This window comes from Mycobacterium venezuelense (assembly GCF_054919535.1).
In genome coordinates, this window is the sequence record NZ_JBONDW010000012.1 from 128,726 (window position 1) to 149,406 (window position 20,681).

Here is a 20,681-nt window from a genome sequence, read left to right on the forward strand (position 1 = left end):
TTCTTCCACAGTACCGGTCGACACCCGAATTGCTCGGGATAGCGCACCGGTGGGGACTTCTAGGTGGTCAGTTGTTCGACCAGCTCCACGGCGCTGTCGACGGAGTCCAGCAGTGCGCCGACGTGCGCCTTGCTGCCGCGGAGCGGTTCGAGGGTTGGAATCCGGACGAGCGAATCGCCGCCGAGGTCGAAGATCACCGAGTCCCAGCTGGCCGCGGCGATGTCGGCGCCGAAGCGGCGCAGGCATTCGCCGCGGAAGTAGGCGCGGGTATCGGTTGGTGGATTGTCCACCGCGTCGAGCACCTGCTGTTCGGTGACGAGCCGCTTCATCGAACCGCGGGCCACCAGCCGGTTGTACAACCCCTTGTCCAGCCGGACGTCGGAGTACTGCAGGTCGACCAGGTGCAGGCGCGGCGCGGACCAGCTCAGGTTCTCGCGGTTGCGGAAGCCTTCCAGCAACCGAAGTTTGGCCGGCCAGTCCAGCAGATCCGCGCATTCCATGGGATCGCGTTCAAGAAGGTCCAAAACGTTGGCCCACGTCTCGACGACGTGGCTGGCGCGCGGGTCGGGATCGCGGCCGTCGACCAGTTTGGCCACGCGATCCAGATAGATCCGTTGCAGCGCAAGCGCGGTCAACTCGCGGCCGTCGGCGAGGGCCACGGTCGCCCGCAGTGACGGGTCCCGGCTGATGACGTGAACGGCGTGCACCGGCCGGGCCAGCGCCAGATCGCTGAGGTCGATGCCTTCCTCGATCAAATCGAGTACGAGCGAGGTGGTGCCGACTTTCAGGTAGGTCGACGTTTCGGCCAGGTTCGCATCGCCGATGATGACGTGCAGACGCCGGTACTTGTCGGCGTCGGCGTGCGGCTCGTCGCGCGTGTTGATGATGCCGCGCTTGAGCGTGGTTTCCAGGCCGACCTCGACCTCGATGTAATCGGCGCGCTGCGACAGCTGGAACCCCGGCTCGTCGCCGGACGGCCCGATGCCGACGCGGCCCGATCCGGTGACCACCTGGCGCGACACCATGAACGGCGTCAGCCCGGCGATCACGGCCGAGAACGGCGTCTGGCGACTCATCAGGTAGTTCTCGTGCGAACCGTACGAGGCGCCCTTGCCGTCGACGTTGTTCTTGTAGAGCTGCAGTTTGGCGGCGCCTGGCACGCTCGCGACATGGCGGGCGGCGGCCTCCATGACCCGTTCGCCTGCCTTGTCCCAGATCACCGCGTCCATCGGATCGGTGCACTCGGGAGCCGAGTACTCGGGATGGGCGTGGTCCACGTAGAGCCGGGCGCCGTTGGTCAGGATCATGTTGGCGGCCCCGACCTCGTCTGCGTCGACGATCGGCGGCGGGCCCGAGGACCGGGACAGGTCGAATCCGCGAGCGTCGCGCAGCGGCGACTCCACCTCGTAGTCCCACCGCGTGCGCTTGGCCCGCTGGATCCCGGCGGCAGCGGCATAGGCCAGCACCGCCTGCGTCGACGTCAGGATCGGATTTGCGGTCGGATCGGACGGCGACGATATGCCGTATTCGACCTCAGTTCCGATGATCCGTTGCATGGGCTCAGCCTAGGTGACGCTGGTTGCGCACCGGGCTGCCAGGTATTCGGGCCGCCGCCGAGCCGCCGCGTACGGCTCCTCCAGTTTGTTCTCGACGGAGTTGAACACCAGGAAGATGTTCGATCGCGGCAACGGCGTGATGTTCGACCCGGACCCGTGCAGCAGGTTGGCGTCGAACCACAGCGCCGACCCGGGCGGTCCGGTGAACTGGTCGATGCCGTGGTGATCGACGGCCTTGGTCAGCGTGTTCTCATCGGGGACGCCGATGCTCTGCACCACCAGCGAGGTGTCGTGGTTGTCCTCCGGCGTCGCGCCAACGCACGGATAGAACGTCTGGTGCGAGCCGGGGATGACCATGAGCGAGCCGTTGTAAGGGTAGTTCTGCGTCAGCGCGATCGAGCAGGACACGGCGCGGATGGCCGGCATGCCGTCTTCGGCGTGCCACGTCTCGAAATCCGAATGCCAGTAAAAACCCGTACCGGTGAAGCCCGGCATGAGGTTGATCCTGGCCTGGTGGATGTAGACGTCGCCGCCGAGCAGTTGACGTGCCACGGGCAACACCGTGTCGAGGCGCACCACCTCCGCGACGAGATCGCTCAACAGGTGCGGCTCGAAGATGGACCGGATCGACCCACCGGGCTCACGGATGACCCGGGGATCACCGGGCCCGAGATCTGCTGCGATCCGGTCCAGTTCGTGCCGCAGCGACGGCAGCCGCTCCTCGGCGACGGTGTCGGGCCGGATGAGATAGCCCTGCGCCGACATCCGGTCGAGATTGTCCTGATCGAGCGGGCCGTCGGCCGCACTCCCCCACACCGTCGGGTCCTGCCGAGGGATCGGCGCGATCGCGTGATCGAGGCGCGTCGGGTACGGGTCGTCGATCGCGGCCAACGCACTCATGCGACCGACTGCGGCGGCGGGTACGCGCCGGTCTCGTCGTGAACTTCCTGACCGGTCACCGGCGGGTTGAACACACACAGCATCCGGAGCTGCTCATCGCACGTGACCCGGTGCCGCTCATGACCATTGAGCAGATACATGGTGCCGGGCCCGAGCGGGTGGCGCTCACCGGTCTCCAGGTTGGTCAGCGTGCCCGTACCCTCGACGGTCCAGACGGCCTCGACATGGTGCTGATAGTGGAATTCGTTGACCGAGCCGGCCTCGATGGTCGTCTCGTGAAAGGAGAAGCCGACACCGTCGCCGGCAAGGATGATCCTCTTGGACCGCCATGTCCCGTCCGACACATCGCGGTCGGTTCCGGTGATCTCCGCGGTGGTTCGCACAATCATGTGGGTATTTCCCTCTCAGCTCAAGGTGACAGCGATCGATTCGGCCAGGATGTCGAGCCCGGTCTCGAGGTCGCCCGGCGACGTGGTCAGCGGCGGAAGCAGTTTGACGACCTCGTCGGACGGGCCACTGGTCTCCATCAGCGCACCCCGGTCGAATGCCGCGCGGCACACTTCACCGGCCCGGACGTCGTCTTCGAACTTCAGGCCTTGCGCCATCCCCCTGCCACGCGCCGACACGCCGTCGTAGCGTGCGGCGATCTCTTCGAGCCGGGACCTGATCAGCTCGCCTTTGAGTGCGACATCGGCACTGAACTCACTTGTTCCCCAATATGTTTCGAGTGCCGCCGTGGCGGTGATGAAGGCCGGGTTGTGCCCGCGGAACGTGCCGTTGTGTTCGCCCGGCGCCCACACGTCGAGATCCCGGCGGAACAGCGTCAAGGCCATCGGCAGTCCATAACCGCTGACCGACTTCGACAATGTGACGATGTCGGGCACGATGCCCGCGGCCTCGAAGCTGAAGAACGGCCCGGTGCGCCCGCAGCCCATCTGGACGTCGTCGACGATGAGCAGGATGTCGCGCGTGCGGCACAGGTCCGCGAGCGCCTGCAACCATTCGATGCGCGCGACGTTGAGACCGCCTTCGCCTTGCACGGTTTCGACGATCACCGCGGCTGGCCGGTTGAGCCCGCTGCCCGAGTCGTCGAGCACCCGCTCGAACCATTGGAAGTCCTCGGTGACCCCGCCGAGGTAGTTGTCGTAGGGCATCGGCGTGGCATGCACGAGCGGGATACCCGCACCGGCTCGTTTCATGGAGTTGCCCGTAACCGAGAGGGCGCCGAGGGTCATCCCGTGAAAAGCGTTGGTAAAGCTGATAACCGACTCGCGGCCGGTGACCTTCCTTGCGAGCTTGAGCGCCGACTCGACGGAGTTCGCGCCGGTCGGCCCGGGGAACTGGACTTTGTAGTCGAGCCCGCGCGGCTGCAGGATCACCCGCTGGAACGCCTCGAGGAAGCGCTGCTTGGCCTCGGTTGCCATGTCCAGCGAATGCACGATGCCGTCAGAAGCCAGGTATTGCATCAGCGGCGCCTTGAGCACCGGATTGTTGTGTCCGTAGTTGAGCGCGCCCGCTCCGGCAAAGAAGTCGATGTAACGGCGACCGTCCATGTCGGTCACCCAGGAGTCCGTGGCGCTCTGCATGACCGTGGGCCAGCCGCGGCAGTAGCTGCGAACCTCGGATTCGACCGAGCTGAACACGTCGGGCAGGTCGGATTCGGTCAGTGGTGCTGTCGTGGCGAGCAGCAAGAGAGATCCTCCGATCAAAGGGAAATCGCTACTTATAAAACGGATTTGAGCGTGAAACCTCAGCGGGACAACGGGGTCGCGATCGGGCCGATCCGCAGGATCGGTTCGTCCTCGTGGCCGCCTTCGGCATCGAGGAGATCGCTCTCGAAATGGGGATGTTCGATGAGGGGTACGCCGTGGCGGCGCGCGAAGGCGCCGAAGAACGCGCGTGAGGCCGCATTTCCCGGCGACACAGTGGCTTCCACGGTGATGGGATGTCCACGCCGTTGCGTGCGCACGCGGCGCACGAGCCCGTCGAGCATCGCGCCGGCCAGGCCGCTGCCCTGCGCTGCCGGGGCGACGGCAACCTGCCAGACGAACAGTACGTCCGGCCGCGGCGGTGGGTGATATCCCGTGATGAACCCACGCAGTTCGCCACCGGATTCGGCCACAATTGACGTGGCAGCAAAATCTGTCGCCAGCAGCAGGTACGCGTAGGTGGAATTGAGATCGAGCACTCCGGTGGCCGCCGCGAGATCGCGGATGCCGATCGCATCGGAGCCCTGCGGCGGGCGCAGGAATTCTTCCCGGGAATGGCGTCCCGGGGCGCTTTCTAAAACGCGCATATCGAGTTGAAAGTCACCACCGAACAGTCAGCAATCATCGTCAGTTCACGTCATCGGTGCCTGGGACCGTAAGCACACGCGTGGGTCATGATCAAGCCGCGACACCGCGATCCGCGCTGGCTTCCCCTCCCATCAAGCCAGTCTGAGCTGCGCAAACGGCGTCGCCGAAAAAAGTTGAAGAAACATCAGTGACGTTATCGAATCGTTACCATGACCATCGGAGCGCCGCCTCGGAGCCGCCCCACCGCCGGATCTCAAACCCGGAATAACGACAATGAAACGATTTCGCGGTCGACAATTCGCCATTCCTTGAGGCGTCCCAACGCGCCTTTCTTCAACTGAACAACCGGCAAATTCCTGACGAACATTGAGAATTCGGCGACTTCCAACTCGCCTGGGATCGGCCGTTGAGCAGGCAACTCCCATCGGATGACGCCTTCTCAGCGTCTTCACAGCGATCACTTGGCACTCTCATCCGGCCTCTAGGTCAACGGCGACCGCAGCGAGGTTTATCGGCGTTGACATAGCTAGGGAGAAAATGAAGGCAATCAGTCGGATGCTGATCGCGTTGATTACCGCGATAATTGCGGCCGTCGCGGGTCTGTTCGCGAGCACGGGAACCGCACACGCCGGTCTGGACAACGAGCTCAGCCTTGTTGACGGTCAGGACCGCACGCTCACGGTGCAGCAGTGGGACACCTTCCTCAACGGTGTGTTCCCCCTGGACCGCAACCGCCTGACCCGTGAGTGGTTCCACTCCGGTCGCGCCCGCTACATCGTCGCGGGCCCCGGTGCCGATGAGTTCGAGGGCACCCTGGAACTCGGCTACCAGATCGGCTTCCCGTGGTCGCTGGGCGTCGGCATCAACTTCAGCTACACCACCCCCAACATCCTCATCGACCAGGGCAACATCACCCAGCCGCCGTTCGGCCTGGACTCCGTGATCACACCCAACCTGTTTCCCGGCGTGTCGATCTCGGCCGACCTGGGCAACGGCCCGGGCATCCAGGAAGTCGCCACCTTCTCGGTGGACGTCTCCGGTGCGGCCGGTGGGGTCGCAGTGTCCAACGCCCACGGCACCGTGACCGGTGCGGCCGGCGGTGTGCTGCTGCGTCCGTTCGCCCGCCTGATCGCCTCGACCGGTGACAGCGTCACCACCTACGGCGAACCATGGAACATGAACTGATCGCGGCACAATAGAAGCCAGAACAGGGGCGGCGCCTCACGTTTCGTCACGTCACGCTCTCGTTGACACTTGACTGGTTGCCCGAAACGTGACGCGCCGGCCACCCGCGCATGAAGGGATGTGCCGTACTTGAAGGTGCTGGTCGTCGAGGATGAGCCGCGGCTGGCATCGACGCTGACCGTCGGACTGCAGGCCGAGGGTTTCGTCGCGGTGACGGCCGCGGACGGCGTCGACGGCCTGTGGCAGGCCACCGAGCACGAATTCGACGTCGTGGTGCTCGACATCATGCTGCCGGGTATCAGCGGCTACGAAGTGTTGCGCCGCATGCGTGGACAAGGCGTGTGGACGCCGGTCCTGATGCTGACCGCCAAAGACGGTGAGTACGACCAGACCGACGCGTTTGATCTGGGCGCCGACGACTACCTGACCAAACCGTTCTCGTTTCGGGTGTTGGTGGCCCGGCTGCGCGCCCTGGTCCGCCGCGGCGCACCGCAACGACCGACGGTGCTGACCGCGGGCACGCTGTCGCTGAATCCGGCCCGCCGCACCGTCGAACGGTGCGGGACGTCCATCGCGTTGACGCCGCGCGAGTACGGGCTGCTGGAATTCCTCATGCGCAACAAGGACACGGTCGTCACCAAGACCGAGATCCTGCGTAACGTATGGGACGCCCACTACGAGGGGCCCGACAACGTCGTCGAGGTGTACATCGGATACGTGCGGCGCAAGATCGATATTCCGTTCGGCACCAACACGATCGGCACGGTCCGCGGTGTCGGCTATCGGCTCGATTCCGGTGAATACGACGCACCGGCCAGGGGCAATTGAACGGTCACGCACGTCCCGCCCGCGCAGCCGTCCTCGATCCGCACGCTGCCATGATGTGCCGCAACGACTTCCGCGACGATCGCCAAACCGAGTCCCGATCCGCCACCGCGGCGTGACCGATCTGGGTCGAGCCGGACGAAGCGATCGAATACCCGCAGCCGGTCCGCCTCGGGAATGCCGGGCCCGTCGTCGCCGACAGTCATGACGGCATGATCTCCGTCGGTTCGCACCGCGATGTCGATCAGCGAAACCGTATGTCGTGCCGCATTGTCGACGAGATTGCGGAGCACTCGCGCGAGCGCGCCCGCGTCACCGGTTACCCGTGCCGGAGCGATGTCGGCCCGCACCTGCAAAGCCGTTTCCCGTCGCAGCTTGTCGGCTTGCCGTGCCGCCAGGTCGTCGAGATCGACGTCGTCGCGCCGCATGGCGAGCCCGTGTTCGTCGGCGCGGGCCAGCAACAACAAATCATCGACCAGCGACCGCATCCGGTGAGCCTCGGGCATGAGCGTGCTGACCGCGAGGTCCTGGTCGAGCAGCTCCGGATGATCGGCCGCCACCTCCAGAGCGGAGATGATCGTCGCCAACGGGCTGCGCAGCTCGTGCGAAGCGTCGGCGACGAACCTCTTCTGCGCGGCGTGGCCGTCCTCGATCCGGGCCAGCATCTCGTTCATCGTCTGCGCCAGTGCGGCGATCTCGTCGCGGCTGTTCGGCACCGGCACCCGCTCGGCCAGATCGGATGTGCTGATCTCGGCCACACGTGTTCTGATTCGGTCGACCGAGCGCATCGACCGCCGGACGAGCACGAACGTCGCCGCGGCGGAAACCACCATGACGAGTGGTGTCCACACGGCGAGCGCGACGGCGACGGCCTGCACTGTCGACATCACCGCCTCGGTGCCCTCGCCGACCAGCACGATGTAGCGACCGCTGCGGGTGTCGACTGTCCCTGAGCTGAACTGGATCTGGCCGAACGGCGAGGCGTGTTCCGGAATGCCGATCTGAAGGCCAGGGCCGATCTCGTCGAGCGGAATCATCGGCGTGGTCGGCGCCGAGGGCGACCGCCGGACGACCGTCCCGTTCGGTGTCATCACCTGAACGGCGAGAACCCGTCGATCGGTAGCGAGCAAGGTGGCGTCGAGTTGGGCCGGCCCGCCGGATTCCAGGTCGGCCGAGATCTGACCGACGCGGTGCACCGCTGCGCTTTCCACGCCGGACAGCAGGGTCCGGTACACCACCGCAGCCAGGACCACACCGGCCACCGTGAGCGCCACGAACACCACGCTGCCCGCCACCGCGGCCGAGCGTGCCGACACACCCCAATATCTGGGCTGAACCAGCCGGGACAAGCGGTCGGGCATGCGTGTCATATCCGGACCAGTCCACCATCAGGACCCCGATTCCGCCATCTCGGCGTGCTGCACGGCCGCGCCGGGCGCTGTCGCGCACAATATGCCCGTGGCCGACATGCGCGGTGTGCACGACTGGTTTCTCCATCGCGGGCTGCCGTTGGTGCTGACCCGCCGGGTCCGGTCCCACCGGCTGATCGAGCGGTCGGCACCGATGGTGAGCGCGCTCGGCGGGATGATCGCACTGACATTGGCGTTGGCCGAAGTCACCGAACCCGACGTGGACGTCGGCGCAGTGGTCAAGCTGGGACTGCTCACGGTCGTGTTGTTGGCCGCACCGTTCGCACTCGAAATGCTGCATCGCGCCAGGACCACTCGAAGCGATGCCGGAAGGCGGTCCGGTGCACTGCTGGTGATGGCGCTGTTCGTGTTCGGTCTGCCGTTCGCCGACGGCGGTTTCTCGGGTTTCGCCGCCGCCGAGGCGTCCGGCTTCGCGGTCGTCGCGCTGCTGGCGGTGTGGTTGACCTACCTCGGGTTCGGCTCGATCGCGCTGTGGGCGTTCCGGTTCGCGTGGGTTCAGCTCGGCGCGCTCGGCACACTGATGAGCCGGGCGCTGCCGTTGATGATGTTGACCGTGGTCGTGTACTTCACCGGCGAGCTGTGGCAGTTGTCGGCCCGCATGACCCGCCAGCGGCTGTGGGAGACGATCGCATTCCTGGCCGCGATAGCGATCCTGTTCATGGTCGCGACGATTCGCGACGAGGTCCGCGCGTTGCGGGAGGACCGCGCGGCGCTCGACGACCCCGCCACGCTGTTGGCCAGCACGCCTTTGGCATCAGCCGGTGCGGCAGCGCCGCGACGCACACCGCTGTCGCTGGCCGAGCAGTTCAACGTGGTGGCCGTGATGGTGGTGTCCCAGGCAATTCAGGTGGTGTTCTTCACCATTGGGCTGTTCGTGTTCTTCCTCGGGCTCGGTACGATCGCCATCCCCGATGACGTGCTCGTACTCTGGTCGGCCGAGGACGCCTGCCAGGTGGGTGAACCGCCCTGCGCCGGAACGTGGTTCGGCGTTCATATCCCGCTCCCCCAAACCGTGGTGCACATGTCACTGTTCGTGGCGGTGTTGTCCGGGTTGTATTTCACGGTGAGCACAAGCGTCGATCCGTTGTACCGGCAGCGGTTTTTCGATCCACTGATCGCCGACGTCGCGGTGAGCCTGGCCGGCCGCGACGCTTACCTGGAGCTGGAGCGTCGGTGACCTCCGTCAGGACGGCCCGGCCCCAGGCGGTGCCCGCCAACACCAGCGCCGCGCCGGCGAAGCCGGCCGCCGTCACCGCGTCTCCGGCCAGAGTCACGCCGATGACGGCGGCCCACAACGGCTCGGTGCCCAGCAGCAGGCTCACGCGCGCCGGGCTCGTTGTGGAAAGCGTCCGCAACTGGATGAGAAACGCGAACACCGTGCACGCCAAGGCCAGGTAGCAGATGAGCACCCACTGCGCCTGGCTCAGCGTCGTCGCCAGTGCGCCGACGGACTGTCCGGAGGCGCCGGTGAGCAGCATCGACACTGCGGCGACGGTGACGAGCTGAACGAGAGTGGTTCGGGCGGGGTCGATCTCGCACGCACGCGACAGGCGCGCCATCGCGACCACGTGCACCGCGCGGAGCAGCGCTGCCGCGGCGATGACAATGTCACCGACGCCGGGCCAGGACAACCCACCCGCCTGGGTCAGTAGCCCGCAGCCGAGCACCGCGAGCGCCCCGGCGACATAGAACCGCGGCGCGACGGCCGACCGCTGCAGTATCGGCGTCGCGACGATGGTCAGCGCCATGATCAGCCCGGCGTTGGATGCCGAAGTCTGTGTCACACTGTAGGTTTCGCACGTGCACACGGCTGCGAGCAGGGTCCCGCCCGCCGCACCCGAAACCACCTCGGCCCTGGTCAGTGTCCGCAATCGACGGCTCAGTACGACTGCGAGTACCGCCGCGGCCAGGGCGAACCGCACGGTCAGTACGGCGAAGACGGTGTCGGGACCGGCGATCGCCTTCATCGCGAGGTAGCTGGATCCCCACACCACGGCCACGCACAGCACAGCGAGATCGGTACGGCAGTTGGGCATGACGACCAGCCTGCGAGTCAGACTTTATTCAGTCAAGCTAATGTTTCTACAGTTTATATGTAGTATTACTACATGGATGCCGGCCGCCTGCGGATGCTGCGCGAACTTGCCGACCACGGCACGGTGGCCGCGGTCGCGCGGGTGTTGTCCATGACCCCGTCGGCCGTGTCGCAGCAGCTGAAGATCCTGGCGAGGGAGGCCGGTGTGCCGCTCGTCGAACCCGACGGCAGACGCCTGCGGCTGACCGACGCCGGCCGGGTTCTGGTCGGCCACGCCGACGCCGTGCTCGCGGCGCTGGATCGCGCGAAAGCGGAAATGGATGCCTACGGCACGACGCCGCGCGGCACGGTCAGAGTTTCGTTCTTTCCATCCGGCGCGGCGATGTTGTTGGCTCCGTTGATCACTGGCGCGGCACGCCGCGGGGTGACGGTTCTCGGCCGCGATATCGATGTTCCGGCATCACAGGCACCCGCGCAGCTCGCCGACTTCGACATCGTCGTCGTCCACCGCGACGAACGCGATACGTCGTCGTGGGGGCCACGATTCGAGTCCACCGAACTCCTCCGAGAGCCGCTCGACATCCTGCTGCCGCCCGAGCACCGGCTCGCCGACCGGGACCACACCCGACTGGCCGACCTGGCCGACGAGGAGTGGGTCGGTGTCGAAGGCGGACTCATGGTCGACGACGTCCTCAACTCGCTCACCATCCTGTCCGGCATCGCACCCCGAATCGCTCAGCGTGTCAACGACTTCCGCGTCGCCGAAGAACTCGTGCACGCCGGTATCGGTATCGCCTTGATGCCGCGGCACGTGCGGTTGACCCGCGCACTGGTGCGCCTGCCCATCAGCGACATCACCTTGGCCAGACGCGTGGAGGCGATCACCCGCGCCGGGGCGAGCGCGCGGCCGGCGGTGGCCACAACACTCGACGTGCTCAGCACCGCGGCGGCAGACATCACCTCAGCAGCCGCCGAACATGCTCGCGGGCAATCCGTTCGGCCAGCTCGGCGCTGACCCGATCGGGCTCGACCGCGACTGAGCACGCGAGCCCGTCTAGCAGCGCCAGCAGTTCGACCGCCGCGAGGTCGGCGTCGACGTCGGGGGCGGCGGCCGCGATCGCCTCGGCCAGCCACTGCGCCACGCGCGCCCAGTCTTCGCGGTGACGCGCCGCAGTCCGGTCGTCGACCGCGGCTCGCGCGAGCCGTAACAACCACGCCACGCTGATGTCGCGGTCACGCGGATCGGGGCACACGAGCGCGACTGCGAGATCCTCCAAGCGCTGCGCGGCAGGCGAGTCGGGCGACAGCCGCTCGTTGAGCCGGGCCAGGAACCGTGCACTGGCGCGGTCCATCGCGGCGGCGAGCATCGCATCCTTGGTCGGGAAATGGTGCTGCACGGCGCCGATCGAAACCTTGGCCAACGCAGCGACTTTCCGGACCGAGACGCCTTCGAAGCCCTCAGCCACCAGCACGCTCAGTACCGCATCGGCCATCCGCTCATACGGCGCGCTCACCGCTCCAGCATACCGTCACCAATACGTTCGTATGGTAGCGTGCGCGGCATGCCCTCGACCCGGCTGCACTCGCTCGACGTCCTGCGCGGCATCGCGATACTCGGCACGTTGGGCACCAACATCTGGATCTTCACCAACCCCGAGGGGTTGATCGGCTACCTCAACGGGCCCGCCGACTCCCCCTGGCGCGGCGTGGAGGTTGCGCTGCAGCTGCTGGCTCAGGGCAAGTTTCTGGGGCTGCTGACCGTCATGTTCGGCATCGGCCTTGCGTTGCAACAACGTACGGCGATCGCAGCTGGACAGCGATGGCCAGGAACCTATCCGTGGCGCGCCTTGCTGCTACTGATCGACGGCATCGTCCATTTCGTCCTGTTCACCGAATTCGACGTGCTCATGGGCTACGCCATCACTGGGTGGATCGTCTCGTATCTGCTGGTGACGTCATCACGCACGCAGCGCCGGATCATCGTCGGCGCGGCCGCCGTACATGCCGCGATGCTGGCACTGCTCACCTGGGCGCTGATGGCGATGCCCGCACCAGATGGTCCGGCACCGAAGCTGCATCCGAATCCGTATGCGGACGGCTCATTCTGGGACCTGGTGATCTTTCGCGTCGAGCATTCGGCCCTGTTTCGCCTGGAAACCGTGCTGATCTTCCCGATGTCGATAGCACTCTTCTTGTTGGGAGCACGCCTCTTTCACGCGGGCGTGCTGGAGGCGCGCGGAGCAGTACTGCGCCGCAGGCTCATCTGGATCGGCCTCGGAGTGGCACTGCCGCTGGACATCGCCCTTGAGGTCGCCGGCGGAGACAGCGGTTTGCTCCTGGCCCGTTACGGTGTGGCACCGTTCGTCTCGCTGGCCCTTCTGGCCATGGTCGCCGAACTCTACATCCGGCGTCCCACCCCGGGTTGGCCCGGCCGACGGCTTGCCGAAGTCGGCCGAATGGCCTTGTCCAGTTACGTATTGCAGAACCTCGTCGCTTCGGCGATCTGCTACGGCTGGGGTCTCGGGCTGGCCGCCTCGATTCCCGCATCACAGCGAGTTGCAGCCACGGTCGCGATCTACCTCACGGTGGCCGCGGTGGTGATGGCCTTCGCACACGTCTGGCTGAGCAGGTTCCGCCGGGGCCCGGTGGAGTGGCTGTGGAACACCAGCTACCGGGCCCTGGCGGGCACTGGCACTACAGGTACTGACCCAGGTTCGACTCGGTGTCAATCGCCCGCGACGCACTCGAGCTCTTCCCGGTGACCAGCGTGCGGATGTAGACGATCCGCTCGCCCTTCTTGCCCGAGATCCGGGCCCAGTCATCGGGATTCGTGGTGTTCGGCAGGTCCTCGTTCTCGGCGAACTCGTCGACGATCGAGTCGAGGAGGTGCTGGATACGCAGACCGGGCTGACCGGTTTCCAGCACCGACTTGATCGCGTTCTTCTTCGCACGGTCGACGACGTTCTGGATCATCGCGCCGGAGTTGAAGTCTTTGAAGTACATGACTTCCTTGTCACCGTTGGCGTAAGTGACCTCCAGGAACCGGTTGTCGTCGATCTCGGCGTACATCCGGTCGACGACCTTCTCGATCATCGCCTTGATGCACAGCGCGCGATCGCTGCCGAACTCGGCCAGATCGTCGGCGTGGATCGGCAGATCCTCGGTGAGGTACTTCGAGAAGATGTCCTGCGCCGACTCGGCGTCGGGCCGCTCGATCTTGATCTTGACGTCAAGGCGGCCGGGCCGCAGGATCGCCGGGTCGATCATGTCCTCGCGGTTCGACGCGCCGATGACGATGACGTTCTCCAGGCCCTCGACACCGTCGATCTCCGAAAGCAGCTGCGGCACAACAGTTGTCTCGACGTCTGAGCTGACGCCGGTGCCGCGGGTGCGGAAGATCGAGTCCATCTCGTCGAAGAACACGATCACCGGAGTGCCTTCCGAGGCCTTCTCCCTTGCGCGCTGGAAGATCAGCCGGATGTGACGCTCGGTCTCACCGACGAACTTGTTCAGCAGCTCGGGACCCTTGATGTTGAGGAAGTAGCTCTTCGCTTCGCGCGCGTCGTCGCCACGGACCTCGGCCATCTTCTTGGCCAGCGAGTTCGCCACCGCCTTCGCGATCAGCGTCTTACCGCAACCGGGCGGGCCGTACAGCAGGACACCCTTCGGCGGCCGCAGCGAATACTCGCGGTATAGCTCCTTGTGCAGGAACGGCAGCTCGACGGCGTCGCGAATCTGCTCGATCTGGCGTCCCAGACCACCGATGTCGTTGTAGCTGACGTCGGGCACCTCTTCGAGGACGAGGTCCTCCACCTCGGCCTTGGGGATCCGCTCGAACGCGTAGCCGGCCTTGGTGTCGACGAGCAGCGAGTCGCCGGGCCGCAACTTGCGGGGACGGCTGTCGTCGAGGAATGCCTCGGGATCCTCTGGCAGATCCTCCGCCGCGACCAGCGGCTCGGCGAGCCAGACGATGCGCTCCTCGTCGGCATGCCCGACCACGAGAGCGCGGTGGCCGTCAGCCAGGATCTCGCGCAACGTGCTGATCTCACCGACCGCTTCGAAGGTGCCGGCCTCGACGACCGTGAGCGCCTCGTTGAGCCGCACCGTCTGGCCCTGCTTGAGGGTCGCGGTCTCGATATTGGGTGAGCAGGTCAGCCGCATCTTGCGGCCCGAGGTGAACACGTCGACCGTGTCGTCCTCGTGAGTGGCCAGCAGTACGCCGTACCCGCTGGGCGGCTGGCCCAGCCGGTCGACCTCCTCGCGCAGGGCGAGGAGCTGCTGGCGGGCTTCCTTGAGGGTGTCCATCAGCTTGGCGTTGCGCGCTGCCAGCGAGTCGATCCGCGCCTCGAGTTGGTGAACGTCCCGCGCGCTGCGCAAACCGCTCTGGGGCCCTACCGCGTTCTCCAGTTGCTCGCGCAGAATTGCGGCTTCCCTTCGCAACGCTTCAAGCTCAGCGGCATCTTCACTGGACATGTGCGCTGCAAAACCCTCGGGAAAACCTTCCGAACGCTCTGACTCACTCATATTGCGCTCCCTCCCGCACCGGAAGTTGGTGCAGTAACAACTTCAACGCTACCGGCGATTCAGCCTTTGTGTGCGGTCTAGGAACTCGACACACCAGCACCACTGTTAGCCTCTTAGTTCAGTTGGGCCGATCGAAAGGACAGTCGTGACCCCGAAAACCCTCGTTACCGGCTTTGTCACCGCAGCCGCAGCGGCCGCTGTGGTAGGCGGCGCCGCGGCGGGTGTGACTTCCATTGCATCCAGCGGAATGTCGAGCGCGCCAGCCGTCCAGCCGGTCGTGTTCGGTGCCCCGCTGCCGCAGCTGCCCGCGCCGGACCTCGAAGCGCCGCTGGTCCAGACCCTGCAGGCCCTCGCCGGTGGCGGCTCGTTCAAGGGCAAGGCGCCCTACATCCAGGGCGGTATCGGGCGGGTCGAGAGCATTGCCGCCGACCGCGCCTACAACCAGGCGGCCGCCGAAGGCAAGTTCCCGTTGACCTTCGTCGTCGCCAACATCAACCAGGAGGGCGGCGTGGCTTACGCCGACGTCACCGCGACCGCGGCGACGGGCGGCACGGCCACCCAGAACATCCAGTTCGTCGCGGGCCCGAGCCCGACCGGCTGGCAGATCTCGAAGGGATCGGCCCTGTCGCTGCTGTCGTCGGTCGGCTGACGCGGTCGTTGATCCGCACCCGAATCGCAGTCCTGAGTGCCGCCACGGTCACCGTGGCGGCACTCGGGCTATCGGGGTGCGGCAACGACGAGCGCCCGGCCGCAACGCCCGCCACCTCACCCGCGGGGTCGGAGCTGCTGCCGCCGCCACCCCCGCCCGCTGCCCCACTGCCCGCCCCCGACGTGCTCACCGGGGTGCTCTATCGGCTCGCCGACGTCAACGTCCCTGGCGCCGAGAAGGTCAACCTCGTCGAACAGTCGACTCCGGAAGACGCCGCCGCCCTGGACAAATTCGGGCGCGCACTGGTCGACAACGGCTTCACCCCGCTGAACCTCGAGGCCACCGATCTGACGTGGTCGCAGACCGAACCCGACAACGTGGTCGCCACGATCAACGTCAGCACCGGAGGCGACGAGCCGGCCCGCCGGTTCAGTTTTCCGATGGAGTTCACGCAGAGCGGCCCCGACTGGCAGTTGACCAGGCACACCGCCGATCTCCTGCTGGAGATGGGCGCCGCGGCGGCCCCATCGCCGACACCGCCCCGCTGACATGTGGATCGGCTGGCTGGAATTCGATCTGCTGCTCGGCGATGTGCATTCGCTCAAGCAGAAGCGCTCGGTCATCAGGCCGGTGCTCGCCGAACTGCAACGTAGATTCCCGGTATCGGCCGCCGAGAGCGGTAACCAGGATCTGCACCGGCGGGCAGGCATCGGAATCGCCGTAGTCGCCGCGGATCGTGCCCATGTGGTCGAGGTTCTGGACGCCGCCGAGCGCATGGTCGCCGGCCGCCCCGAGATGGATCTGCTTTCCACGCGCCGCGGTCTGCACCGCAGCGACGAGTGACCTAGATACCGCCGCCGAGTTGCCGTTTGCGCCGCAGCGGCATGGGCGCCACCGCGCCTGGCGCCAATTTGCGCACGCTGACCAGAAAGGCCGTATGCCCACGCATCGTGTGTTGCGGCCGCACCGCAAGCCCGACCACGTGCCAGCCCCGCTGCATGCTCTCCCACGCACGCGGCTCGGTCCAGCACTGCTGCTCGCGCAGCGCCTCCACGACCCGCGACAGCTGCGTGACGGTCGCGACGTAAACCATCAGCACCCCGCCGGCCACAAGCGCACGCGAGACCGCGGGCAGCACCTCCCACGGCGCGAGCATGTCGAGGACGACGCGGTCCATCTCCGGCCCCGAGTAGTCACTGAGATCACCGATCACGAGATCCCAGTTCTGCGGGCGCTCACCGAAGAAGGTCGTGACATTCCGCTCGGCGTGCACCGCATGATCGTCGCGAATCTCGTACGACGTCACCCGGCCTTCGGGTCCGACGGCGCGCAGCAGCGAACAGGTCAGCGCGCCGGAACCCGCGCCCGCCTCGAGCACACGCGCGCCAGGGAAGATGTCGCCTTCGTGCACGATCTGCGCGGCATCCTTCGGATAGATGACCTGCGCGCCGCGCGGCATCGACATCACGTAGTCGACCAGCAGCGGGCGCAGCACCAGGAACTGGTCGCCGCTCGTGGATTTGACGACGCTGCCTTCCGGCAGCCCGATCACGTCGTCGAACGGGATGATGCCGCGGTGTGTGTGGAACTCGCCGCCCGGGTTGAGCACCATCGTGTAGTGCCTGCCCTTCGCGTCGGTGAGCTGCACGCGGTCACCGACAGCGAAAGGTCCTGTTCTTGGCACAGTGGTCCAGCCTGCCAGTTGCCCCGACGGGCCGAGTGCGCGGGGTTCCGCAAATTTGTCACCGGCCGGTCATAGGCTGCTGAGTATGAGTGACGAGCCGGCCGCAGTGGTGCGTCGTCCAGCGTTGTCGCCGTCGCGGGCCAGCGATTTCAAGCAGTGCCCGCTGCTGTACCGGTTCCGCGCGATCGACCGTCTGCCCGAGCCGCGCTCGACGGCGCAGCTTCGCGGATCGCTCGTCCATGCCGCCCTGGAGCAGCTCTACGGGCTGCCCGCGGCCGAACGCGGGCACGAGACCGCGATGGCGCTCGTCGGGCCGGCCTGGGACCAGGTGGTCGCCGCCGAGCCCGAATTGGCCGACATCGAACAACCCGCTGTCCTCCTCGACGAGGCTCGGGCCCTGCTGTCGGGTTACTACCAGCTTGAGGATCCGACCCGCTTCGATCCCGAATGTTGTGAGCAACGGATAGAGGTCGAACTGTCCGACGGCACGCTGCTGCGGGGATTCGTCGACCGCATCGATCTCGCCCCGACCGGTGAATTGCGCGTCGTCGACTACAAGACCGGCAAAGCGCCGCCCGAGGCCAGGACCCTCGCCGAGTTCAAGGCGATGTTCCAGATGAAGTTCTATGCCGTCGCGTTGTTGCGGTCCCGTGGCGTGATGCCTGCCCGGTTGCGGCTCGTGTATCTGGCCGACGGCCAGGTGCTCGACTACGCCCCCGACCATGACGAACTCGTGCGTTTCGAACGCACCCTGATGGCGATGTGGCGAGCCATCCAGGCCGCCGGGGCGACCGGGGATTTCCGGCCCAATCCGTCGCGGCTGTGCTCGTGGTGCGCGCATCAGACGTTGTGCCCGGCGTTCGGCGGAACACCGCCGCCGTACCCGGGATGGCCGCAGGAATTCGCTGCATGATCGGGTGCCACTACCGTCGGACCGGGTCCGACGGTGAGTTCCAGTTGTTCGAGTCCACCGCCGACACCCGGAGCAACTGGGATCCGGCGATTCAGCACGGCTCACCGCCGCTGGCGCTGCTGACCAAGGCGATCGAAGAGCTCATGGCCCCATCCGGTTTGCGAATCGGGCGGCTGACGCTGGACATCCTCGGCGCGATTCCGGTTGCGCCGGTGCGCGTTCGGGCCTGGGTCGACCGGCCCGGCGCGCGGATCTCGATGGCGGTCACCGAGATGGCCGCCGCCCGGCCCGACGGCACGTGGCGTGCCGTGGCGAAGGTGACGGCATGGTTGCTGGCGACCAGCGACACCAGTGACGTGGCCACCGACCGCCACCCGCCGCTCGTCGAGGGTGCGGCCGCCGAGGTCGCCCACAACTGGGAAGGCGCACCCGGCTACCTAGACACCGTGTCGTGGCGCCGCCAGCGCACCGCAGAAGGCGAAGCTGCCGAGGTGTGGATGAGTCCGCTGACGCCGGTGGTCGACGACGAGGAGACGACGGCCATCCAGCGGCTCGCACTCGTCGTGGACTCCGCCAACGGCGTTGGCGCAGCGCTGGATCCGCAACGGTTCGTGTTCATGAACACCGACACCTCGGTGCATTTGCACCGGCTGCCGGAGGGATCGGACTTCGCGTTGCGGGCGCGTGGGTCGATCGGCCCGGACGGCATCGGCGTCACGACGGCCGAGATCTTCGACCGCAAGGGATTCATCGGCACTTCGGCGCAAACCCTGCTGGTGATGCGGGCACCGTGATCGACGAGCTCCGCCGCCAGTTCGAGCTCGCCTGGGCGCTCACCGATCTGCACCTCGCCGCGCTGACAGCCGACGACTTCCTCTGGGCCCCAGCGTCTCTGGTGTGGACCGTGCACCAGGACGAGACGGGGCGCTGGTATCCAGACTGGGCCGACACCGAGCCGGACCCGATCCCGGTACCCACCATCGGCTGGCTCACGTGGCACATGATCTTCTGGTGGTCGACGGCACTCGCCCACCTCACCGACCGGGTGCCACCGCAACGCACCGAGATCGACTGGCCCGGCCCCACGGCTTCGGTCGAACGCATCCGGGCGTTGGCCACCCAGTGGCGTGATCTGTTGGATTCGATGACGGCCACCGATCTCGCTGCCGCGGCCGACTTTCCGTGGGGTGAGGACTCCGATCGGACCATCGCCGACACCGTCCTGTGGCTGCATGTCGAGCTCACGAAGAACGCGGCCGAGATCGGTCAGCTGCGCATGCTGCATGCGGTGAGCTGACCGAGCTCTCGGGCGCCCCGTCGATACAGCAACCAACCGATCACCACCAAGAGCGCGCCGAACACCAGGAAGCCGAGGTCCCAGGACAACGGGCCGCCGAGGTCATCACGCACGTGGTGCACCTGAAGCAACTGGTGATCGATCAAACCCTCGACCACGTTGAAAATCCCCCACCCGAGCAACAGCAGCCCGATGTGAAACGACCAGTTGGGCGCGAGGCGGCCCTGTCGCCAGGACACGACGGTCATCGTCGCGCCTGCCGTGACGAGCAGCCAGGTCGCCACGTGGAAGAACCCATCGGCGACGACATTGATCTCCAAACCCGCAAGAGTGTCGGGTGGATACGCGTCCACGTCGCTGATCATGTGGTGCCACTGCAGAATCTCATGCAGGACAATGCCGTCGACGAAGCCACCGAGTCCAAGGCCCAACAGCAGGCCCGGTACAACACTGGGTTTGGCGGCGGCACTCGTCATCGCGAGGGCGTACCCGCCGCGGGGCAAGTGAAACAGAACGCCATATATTCTCTTGCATCTATATAGACACAATGCAATACTCGATACATGGACGTCTTCGAGGCGGTAGCCGAGCCGAACCGGCGCGCGTTGCTGGATGCGCTCATCGACGGTGAGCGCACCGCCGGTGAGTTGGTCGCGACGCTTCCCGAACTGACACAGCCGACCGTGTCCCGCCATCTCAAGGTGCTGCGGGAAGTCGGCCTGGTCGAGATGAGACCCGACGCCCAGCGGCGCATCTACGCGCTGCGTGCCGACGGCCTGGTGCAGATCGACGAATGGATCGAACGCTACCGCCGCTACTGGACCAATCATCTCGACGCCCTGGAACGCCACCTCACGAAGACCCACAAGGAGACGAAATGATCGGCCGCGAAGGAAAACTCACGATCGAGGGCGATCTGGCGGTGCTCACATTCGAACGCCGGCTCCCCTTCCCGGTCGACGCGGTGTGGTCGGCCATCACCGATCCGGCAGAGCGCAAGCAGTGGATGGGCGAGACGACAATCGATGCGCGCGAAGGCGGCACCATCGAGACCGTCGCCGACGGCCCACCGGTACCACCCCAGGTCAAGAAGATGACCGGACGGATCCGGGTGTGGGACCCGCCGAACGTGTTCGAGCACGAGTGGAGCCAGCCGATCCTCACCGACACCGGTTGCGGCGTGGTGCGTTACGAGCTCACGCCCGACGGCGACGGCACCCTGTTGCGGTTCAGCCATCGTGGCCTGACGGTCCGGGACGGACAAGGTTTCTTCCCCGGCACACACGCGTTCCTCGATCGAATGGAAGCCCATCTCGCCGGTGAACCCCTGCCGGAATGGGGACAGCGGTATCAGGAAGTCGCACAATCACTAGGAGAGAAATAGTC

24 protein-coding genes are annotated in these 20,681 nt (G+C 66.3%); 13 read left to right on the forward strand and 11 right to left on the reverse strand.

What is annotated here, in order from left to right:
* Positions 1-59 precede the first annotated feature (59 nt).
* From dop to ectA, 5 genes are read right to left on the reverse strand one after another with little or no spacing between them, the layout of a single operon-like run.
* Positions 60-1,556, reverse strand: coding sequence for a pup deamidase/depupylase (dop, locus tag ACRCUN_RS20445; protein WP_462143446.1), 1,497 nt, complete (start codon positions 1,554-1,556; stop codon positions 60-62).
* 9 nt (positions 1,557-1,565) lie between these two features.
* On the reverse strand, positions 1,566-2,456 hold the full coding sequence (thpD, locus tag ACRCUN_RS20450) for an ectoine hydroxylase (RefSeq protein WP_462143447.1): 891 nt from the start codon (positions 2,454-2,456) through the stop codon (positions 1,566-1,568).
* Positions 2,453-2,845 (reverse strand): ectoine synthase, encoded by a 393-nt coding sequence (locus ACRCUN_RS20455; RefSeq protein ID WP_462143448.1) that lies wholly within the window; start codon positions 2,843-2,845, stop codon positions 2,453-2,455. The genes thpD and ACRCUN_RS20455 overlap by 4 nt, the downstream gene beginning before the upstream one ends.
* A 15-nt stretch (positions 2,846-2,860) precedes the next feature.
* Entirely contained in the window at positions 2,861-4,147 is a 1,287-nt protein-coding gene (ectB, locus tag ACRCUN_RS20460) for a diaminobutyrate--2-oxoglutarate transaminase (RefSeq protein ID WP_462143449.1), read from the reverse strand.
* Between the two features lie 59 nt (positions 4,148-4,206).
* Positions 4,207-4,752, reverse strand: a complete 546-nt coding sequence (gene ectA, locus ACRCUN_RS20465; RefSeq protein WP_462143450.1) for a diaminobutyrate acetyltransferase — start codon at positions 4,750-4,752, stop codon at positions 4,207-4,209.
* Between the two features lie 538 nt (positions 4,753-5,290).
* Between ectA and ACRCUN_RS20470 the strand changes: the two genes are divergently transcribed.
* A complete protein-coding gene (locus ACRCUN_RS20470; protein ID WP_462143451.1) occupies positions 5,291-5,938 on the forward strand; it encodes a porin MspA in 648 nt (215 codons plus the stop codon).
* A 129-nt stretch (positions 5,939-6,067) separates the two neighbouring features.
* The gene (locus tag ACRCUN_RS20475) at positions 6,068-6,766 is read left to right on the forward strand and encodes a response regulator transcription factor (RefSeq protein WP_462143510.1); all 699 of its coding nucleotides are present in this window, start codon (positions 6,068-6,070) and stop codon (positions 6,764-6,766) included.
* Here ACRCUN_RS20475 and ACRCUN_RS20480 read toward each other — a convergent pair.
* Positions 6,718-8,124 carry a sensor histidine kinase gene (locus ACRCUN_RS20480; RefSeq protein WP_462143511.1) on the reverse strand — a complete coding sequence of 469 codons (1,407 nt, stop codon included), beginning with the start codon at positions 8,122-8,124 and terminating at the stop codon, positions 6,718-6,720. The genes ACRCUN_RS20475 and ACRCUN_RS20480 overlap by 49 nt on opposite strands.
* A 91-nt stretch (positions 8,125-8,215) precedes the next feature.
* Between ACRCUN_RS20480 and ACRCUN_RS20485 the strand changes: the two genes are divergently transcribed.
* On the forward strand, positions 8,216-9,370 hold the full coding sequence (locus ACRCUN_RS20485) for a hypothetical protein (RefSeq protein WP_462143512.1): 1,155 nt from the start codon (positions 8,216-8,218) through the stop codon (positions 9,368-9,370).
* Here the strand turns inward: ACRCUN_RS20485 and ACRCUN_RS20490 are convergent.
* On the reverse strand, positions 9,252-10,229 hold the full coding sequence (locus tag ACRCUN_RS20490; protein WP_462143452.1) for a DMT family transporter: 978 nt from the start codon (positions 10,227-10,229) through the stop codon (positions 9,252-9,254). The two genes, ACRCUN_RS20485 and ACRCUN_RS20490, sit on opposite strands and share 119 nt — an antisense overlap.
* 72 nt (positions 10,230-10,301) lie before the next feature.
* Between ACRCUN_RS20490 and ACRCUN_RS20495 the strand changes: the two genes are divergently transcribed.
* Entirely contained in the window at positions 10,302-11,243 is a 942-nt protein-coding gene (locus ACRCUN_RS20495) for a LysR family transcriptional regulator (protein ID WP_462143453.1), read from the forward strand.
* Here the strand turns inward: ACRCUN_RS20495 and ACRCUN_RS20500 are convergent.
* Complete coding sequence (locus tag ACRCUN_RS20500) at positions 11,185-11,742, reverse strand: TetR/AcrR family transcriptional regulator (protein ID WP_462143454.1); 558 nt, start codon at positions 11,740-11,742, stop codon at positions 11,185-11,187. The two genes, ACRCUN_RS20495 and ACRCUN_RS20500, sit on opposite strands and share 59 nt — an antisense overlap.
* Before the next feature lie 48 nt (positions 11,743-11,790).
* Between ACRCUN_RS20500 and ACRCUN_RS20505 the strand changes: the two genes are divergently transcribed.
* Positions 11,791-12,990, forward strand: a complete 1,200-nt coding sequence (locus ACRCUN_RS20505; protein ID WP_462143455.1) for a DUF418 domain-containing protein — start codon at positions 11,791-11,793, stop codon at positions 12,988-12,990.
* Here ACRCUN_RS20505 and arc read toward each other — a convergent pair.
* Positions 12,923-14,752 carry a proteasome ATPase gene (gene arc, locus ACRCUN_RS20510; protein WP_462143456.1) on the reverse strand — a complete coding sequence of 610 codons (1,830 nt, stop codon included), beginning with the start codon at positions 14,750-14,752 and terminating at the stop codon, positions 12,923-12,925. The two genes, ACRCUN_RS20505 and arc, sit on opposite strands and share 68 nt — an antisense overlap.
* Positions 14,753-14,897: 145 nt before the next feature.
* Here arc and ACRCUN_RS20515 point away from each other — a divergent pair, with 145 nt between their 5' ends.
* The 3 genes from ACRCUN_RS20515 to ACRCUN_RS20525 are packed head-to-tail and all read left to right on the forward strand — an operon-like array spanning position 14,898 to position 16,244.
* Positions 14,898-15,401, forward strand: a complete 504-nt coding sequence (locus ACRCUN_RS20515; RefSeq protein WP_462143457.1) for an MTB12 family secreted protein — start codon at positions 14,898-14,900, stop codon at positions 15,399-15,401.
* Between the two features lie 8 nt (positions 15,402-15,409).
* The gene (gene lppK / locus ACRCUN_RS20520; RefSeq protein ID WP_462143458.1) at positions 15,410-15,949 is read left to right on the forward strand and encodes a lipoprotein LppK; all 540 of its coding nucleotides are present in this window, start codon (positions 15,410-15,412) and stop codon (positions 15,947-15,949) included.
* A gap of 1 nt (position 15,950) precedes the next feature.
* Entirely contained in the window at positions 15,951-16,244 is a 294-nt protein-coding gene (locus tag ACRCUN_RS20525) for a DUF503 domain-containing protein (RefSeq protein WP_462143459.1), read from the forward strand.
* 1 nt (position 16,245) lies between these two features.
* Here the strand turns inward: ACRCUN_RS20525 and ACRCUN_RS20530 are convergent, their stop codons facing one another.
* Positions 16,246-17,085 carry a tRNA (adenine-N1)-methyltransferase gene (locus ACRCUN_RS20530; protein ID WP_462143460.1) on the reverse strand — a complete coding sequence of 280 codons (840 nt, stop codon included), beginning with the start codon at positions 17,083-17,085 and terminating at the stop codon, positions 16,246-16,248.
* A gap of 85 nt (positions 17,086-17,170) precedes the next feature.
* Here ACRCUN_RS20530 and ACRCUN_RS20535 point away from each other — a divergent pair, with 85 nt between their 5' ends.
* The 3 genes from ACRCUN_RS20535 to ACRCUN_RS20545 are packed head-to-tail and all read left to right on the forward strand — an operon-like array spanning position 17,171 to position 19,295.
* Positions 17,171-17,998, forward strand: a complete 828-nt coding sequence (locus ACRCUN_RS20535; RefSeq protein ID WP_462143461.1) for a RecB family exonuclease — start codon at positions 17,171-17,173, stop codon at positions 17,996-17,998.
* Positions 17,995-18,792: a thioesterase family protein gene (locus tag ACRCUN_RS20540; protein ID WP_462143462.1), complete on the forward strand. Its 798-nt coding sequence runs from the start codon at positions 17,995-17,997 to the stop codon at positions 18,790-18,792. The genes ACRCUN_RS20535 and ACRCUN_RS20540 overlap by 4 nt, the downstream gene beginning before the upstream one ends.
* The gene (locus ACRCUN_RS20545) at positions 18,789-19,295 is read left to right on the forward strand and encodes a DinB family protein (RefSeq protein ID WP_462143463.1); all 507 of its coding nucleotides are present in this window, start codon (positions 18,789-18,791) and stop codon (positions 19,293-19,295) included. Before ACRCUN_RS20540 ends, ACRCUN_RS20545 begins: the two co-directional genes overlap by 4 nt.
* Here the strand turns inward: ACRCUN_RS20545 and ACRCUN_RS20550 are convergent.
* On the reverse strand, positions 19,265-19,771 hold the full coding sequence (locus ACRCUN_RS20550; protein WP_462143464.1) for a DUF2243 domain-containing protein: 507 nt from the start codon (positions 19,769-19,771) through the stop codon (positions 19,265-19,267). The genes ACRCUN_RS20545 and ACRCUN_RS20550 overlap by 31 nt on opposite strands.
* Before the next feature lie 87 nt (positions 19,772-19,858).
* Here ACRCUN_RS20550 and ACRCUN_RS20555 point away from each other — a divergent pair, with 87 nt between their 5' ends.
* Positions 19,859-20,176, forward strand: coding sequence for an ArsR/SmtB family transcription factor (locus ACRCUN_RS20555; protein ID WP_085149565.1), 318 nt, complete (start codon positions 19,859-19,861; stop codon positions 20,174-20,176).
* Positions 20,173-20,679 carry an SRPBCC family protein gene (locus tag ACRCUN_RS20560; RefSeq protein ID WP_462143465.1) on the forward strand — a complete coding sequence of 169 codons (507 nt, stop codon included), beginning with the start codon at positions 20,173-20,175 and terminating at the stop codon, positions 20,677-20,679. The genes ACRCUN_RS20555 and ACRCUN_RS20560 overlap by 4 nt, the downstream gene beginning before the upstream one ends.
* Positions 20,680-20,681 lie beyond the last annotated feature (2 nt).

Bases quoted from the DNA above. Each gene is read 5' to 3' on its own strand.
- ACRCUN_RS20560 (WP_462143465.1), top strand. From the start codon at position 20,173: ATGATCGGCCGCGAAGGAAAACTCACGATCGAGGGCGATCTGGCGGTG.
- ACRCUN_RS20505 (WP_462143455.1), top strand. From the start codon at position 11,791: ATGCCCTCGACCCGGCTGCACTCGCTCGACGTCCTGCGCGGCATCGCG.
- dop (WP_462143446.1), bottom strand. From the start codon at position 1,556: ATGCAACGGATCATCGGAACTGAGGTCGAATACGGCATATCGTCGCCG.
- ACRCUN_RS20495 (WP_462143453.1), top strand. From the start codon at position 10,302: ATGGATGCCGGCCGCCTGCGGATGCTGCGCGAACTTGCCGACCACGGC.
- ACRCUN_RS20535 (WP_462143461.1), top strand. From the start codon at position 17,171: ATGAGTGACGAGCCGGCCGCAGTGGTGCGTCGTCCAGCGTTGTCGCCG.
- ACRCUN_RS20555 (WP_085149565.1), top strand. From the start codon at position 19,859: ATGGACGTCTTCGAGGCGGTAGCCGAGCCGAACCGGCGCGCGTTGCTG.
- ectA (WP_462143450.1), bottom strand. From the start codon at position 4,752: ATGCGCGTTTTAGAAAGCGCCCCGGGACGCCATTCCCGGGAAGAATTC.
- ACRCUN_RS20550 (WP_462143464.1), bottom strand. From the start codon at position 19,771: ATGACGAGTGCCGCCGCCAAACCCAGTGTTGTACCGGGCCTGCTGTTG.
- ACRCUN_RS20470 (WP_462143451.1), top strand. From the start codon at position 5,291: ATGAAGGCAATCAGTCGGATGCTGATCGCGTTGATTACCGCGATAATT.
- ACRCUN_RS20490 (WP_462143452.1), bottom strand. From the start codon at position 10,229: ATGCCCAACTGCCGTACCGATCTCGCTGTGCTGTGCGTGGCCGTGGTG.
- ACRCUN_RS20540 (WP_462143462.1), top strand. From the start codon at position 17,995: ATGATCGGGTGCCACTACCGTCGGACCGGGTCCGACGGTGAGTTCCAG.
- ACRCUN_RS20485 (WP_462143512.1), top strand. From the start codon at position 8,216: ATGCCCGTGGCCGACATGCGCGGTGTGCACGACTGGTTTCTCCATCGC.
- arc (WP_462143456.1), bottom strand. From the start codon at position 14,752: ATGAGTGAGTCAGAGCGTTCGGAAGGTTTTCCCGAGGGTTTTGCAGCG.
- thpD (WP_462143447.1), bottom strand. From the start codon at position 2,456: ATGAGTGCGTTGGCCGCGATCGACGACCCGTACCCGACGCGCCTCGAT.
- ACRCUN_RS20480 (WP_462143511.1), bottom strand. From the start codon at position 8,124: ATGCCCGACCGCTTGTCCCGGCTGGTTCAGCCCAGATATTGGGGTGTG.
- ACRCUN_RS20455 (WP_462143448.1), bottom strand. From the start codon at position 2,845: ATGATTGTGCGAACCACCGCGGAGATCACCGGAACCGACCGCGATGTG.
- ACRCUN_RS20525 (WP_462143459.1), top strand. From the start codon at position 15,951: ATGTGGATCGGCTGGCTGGAATTCGATCTGCTGCTCGGCGATGTGCAT.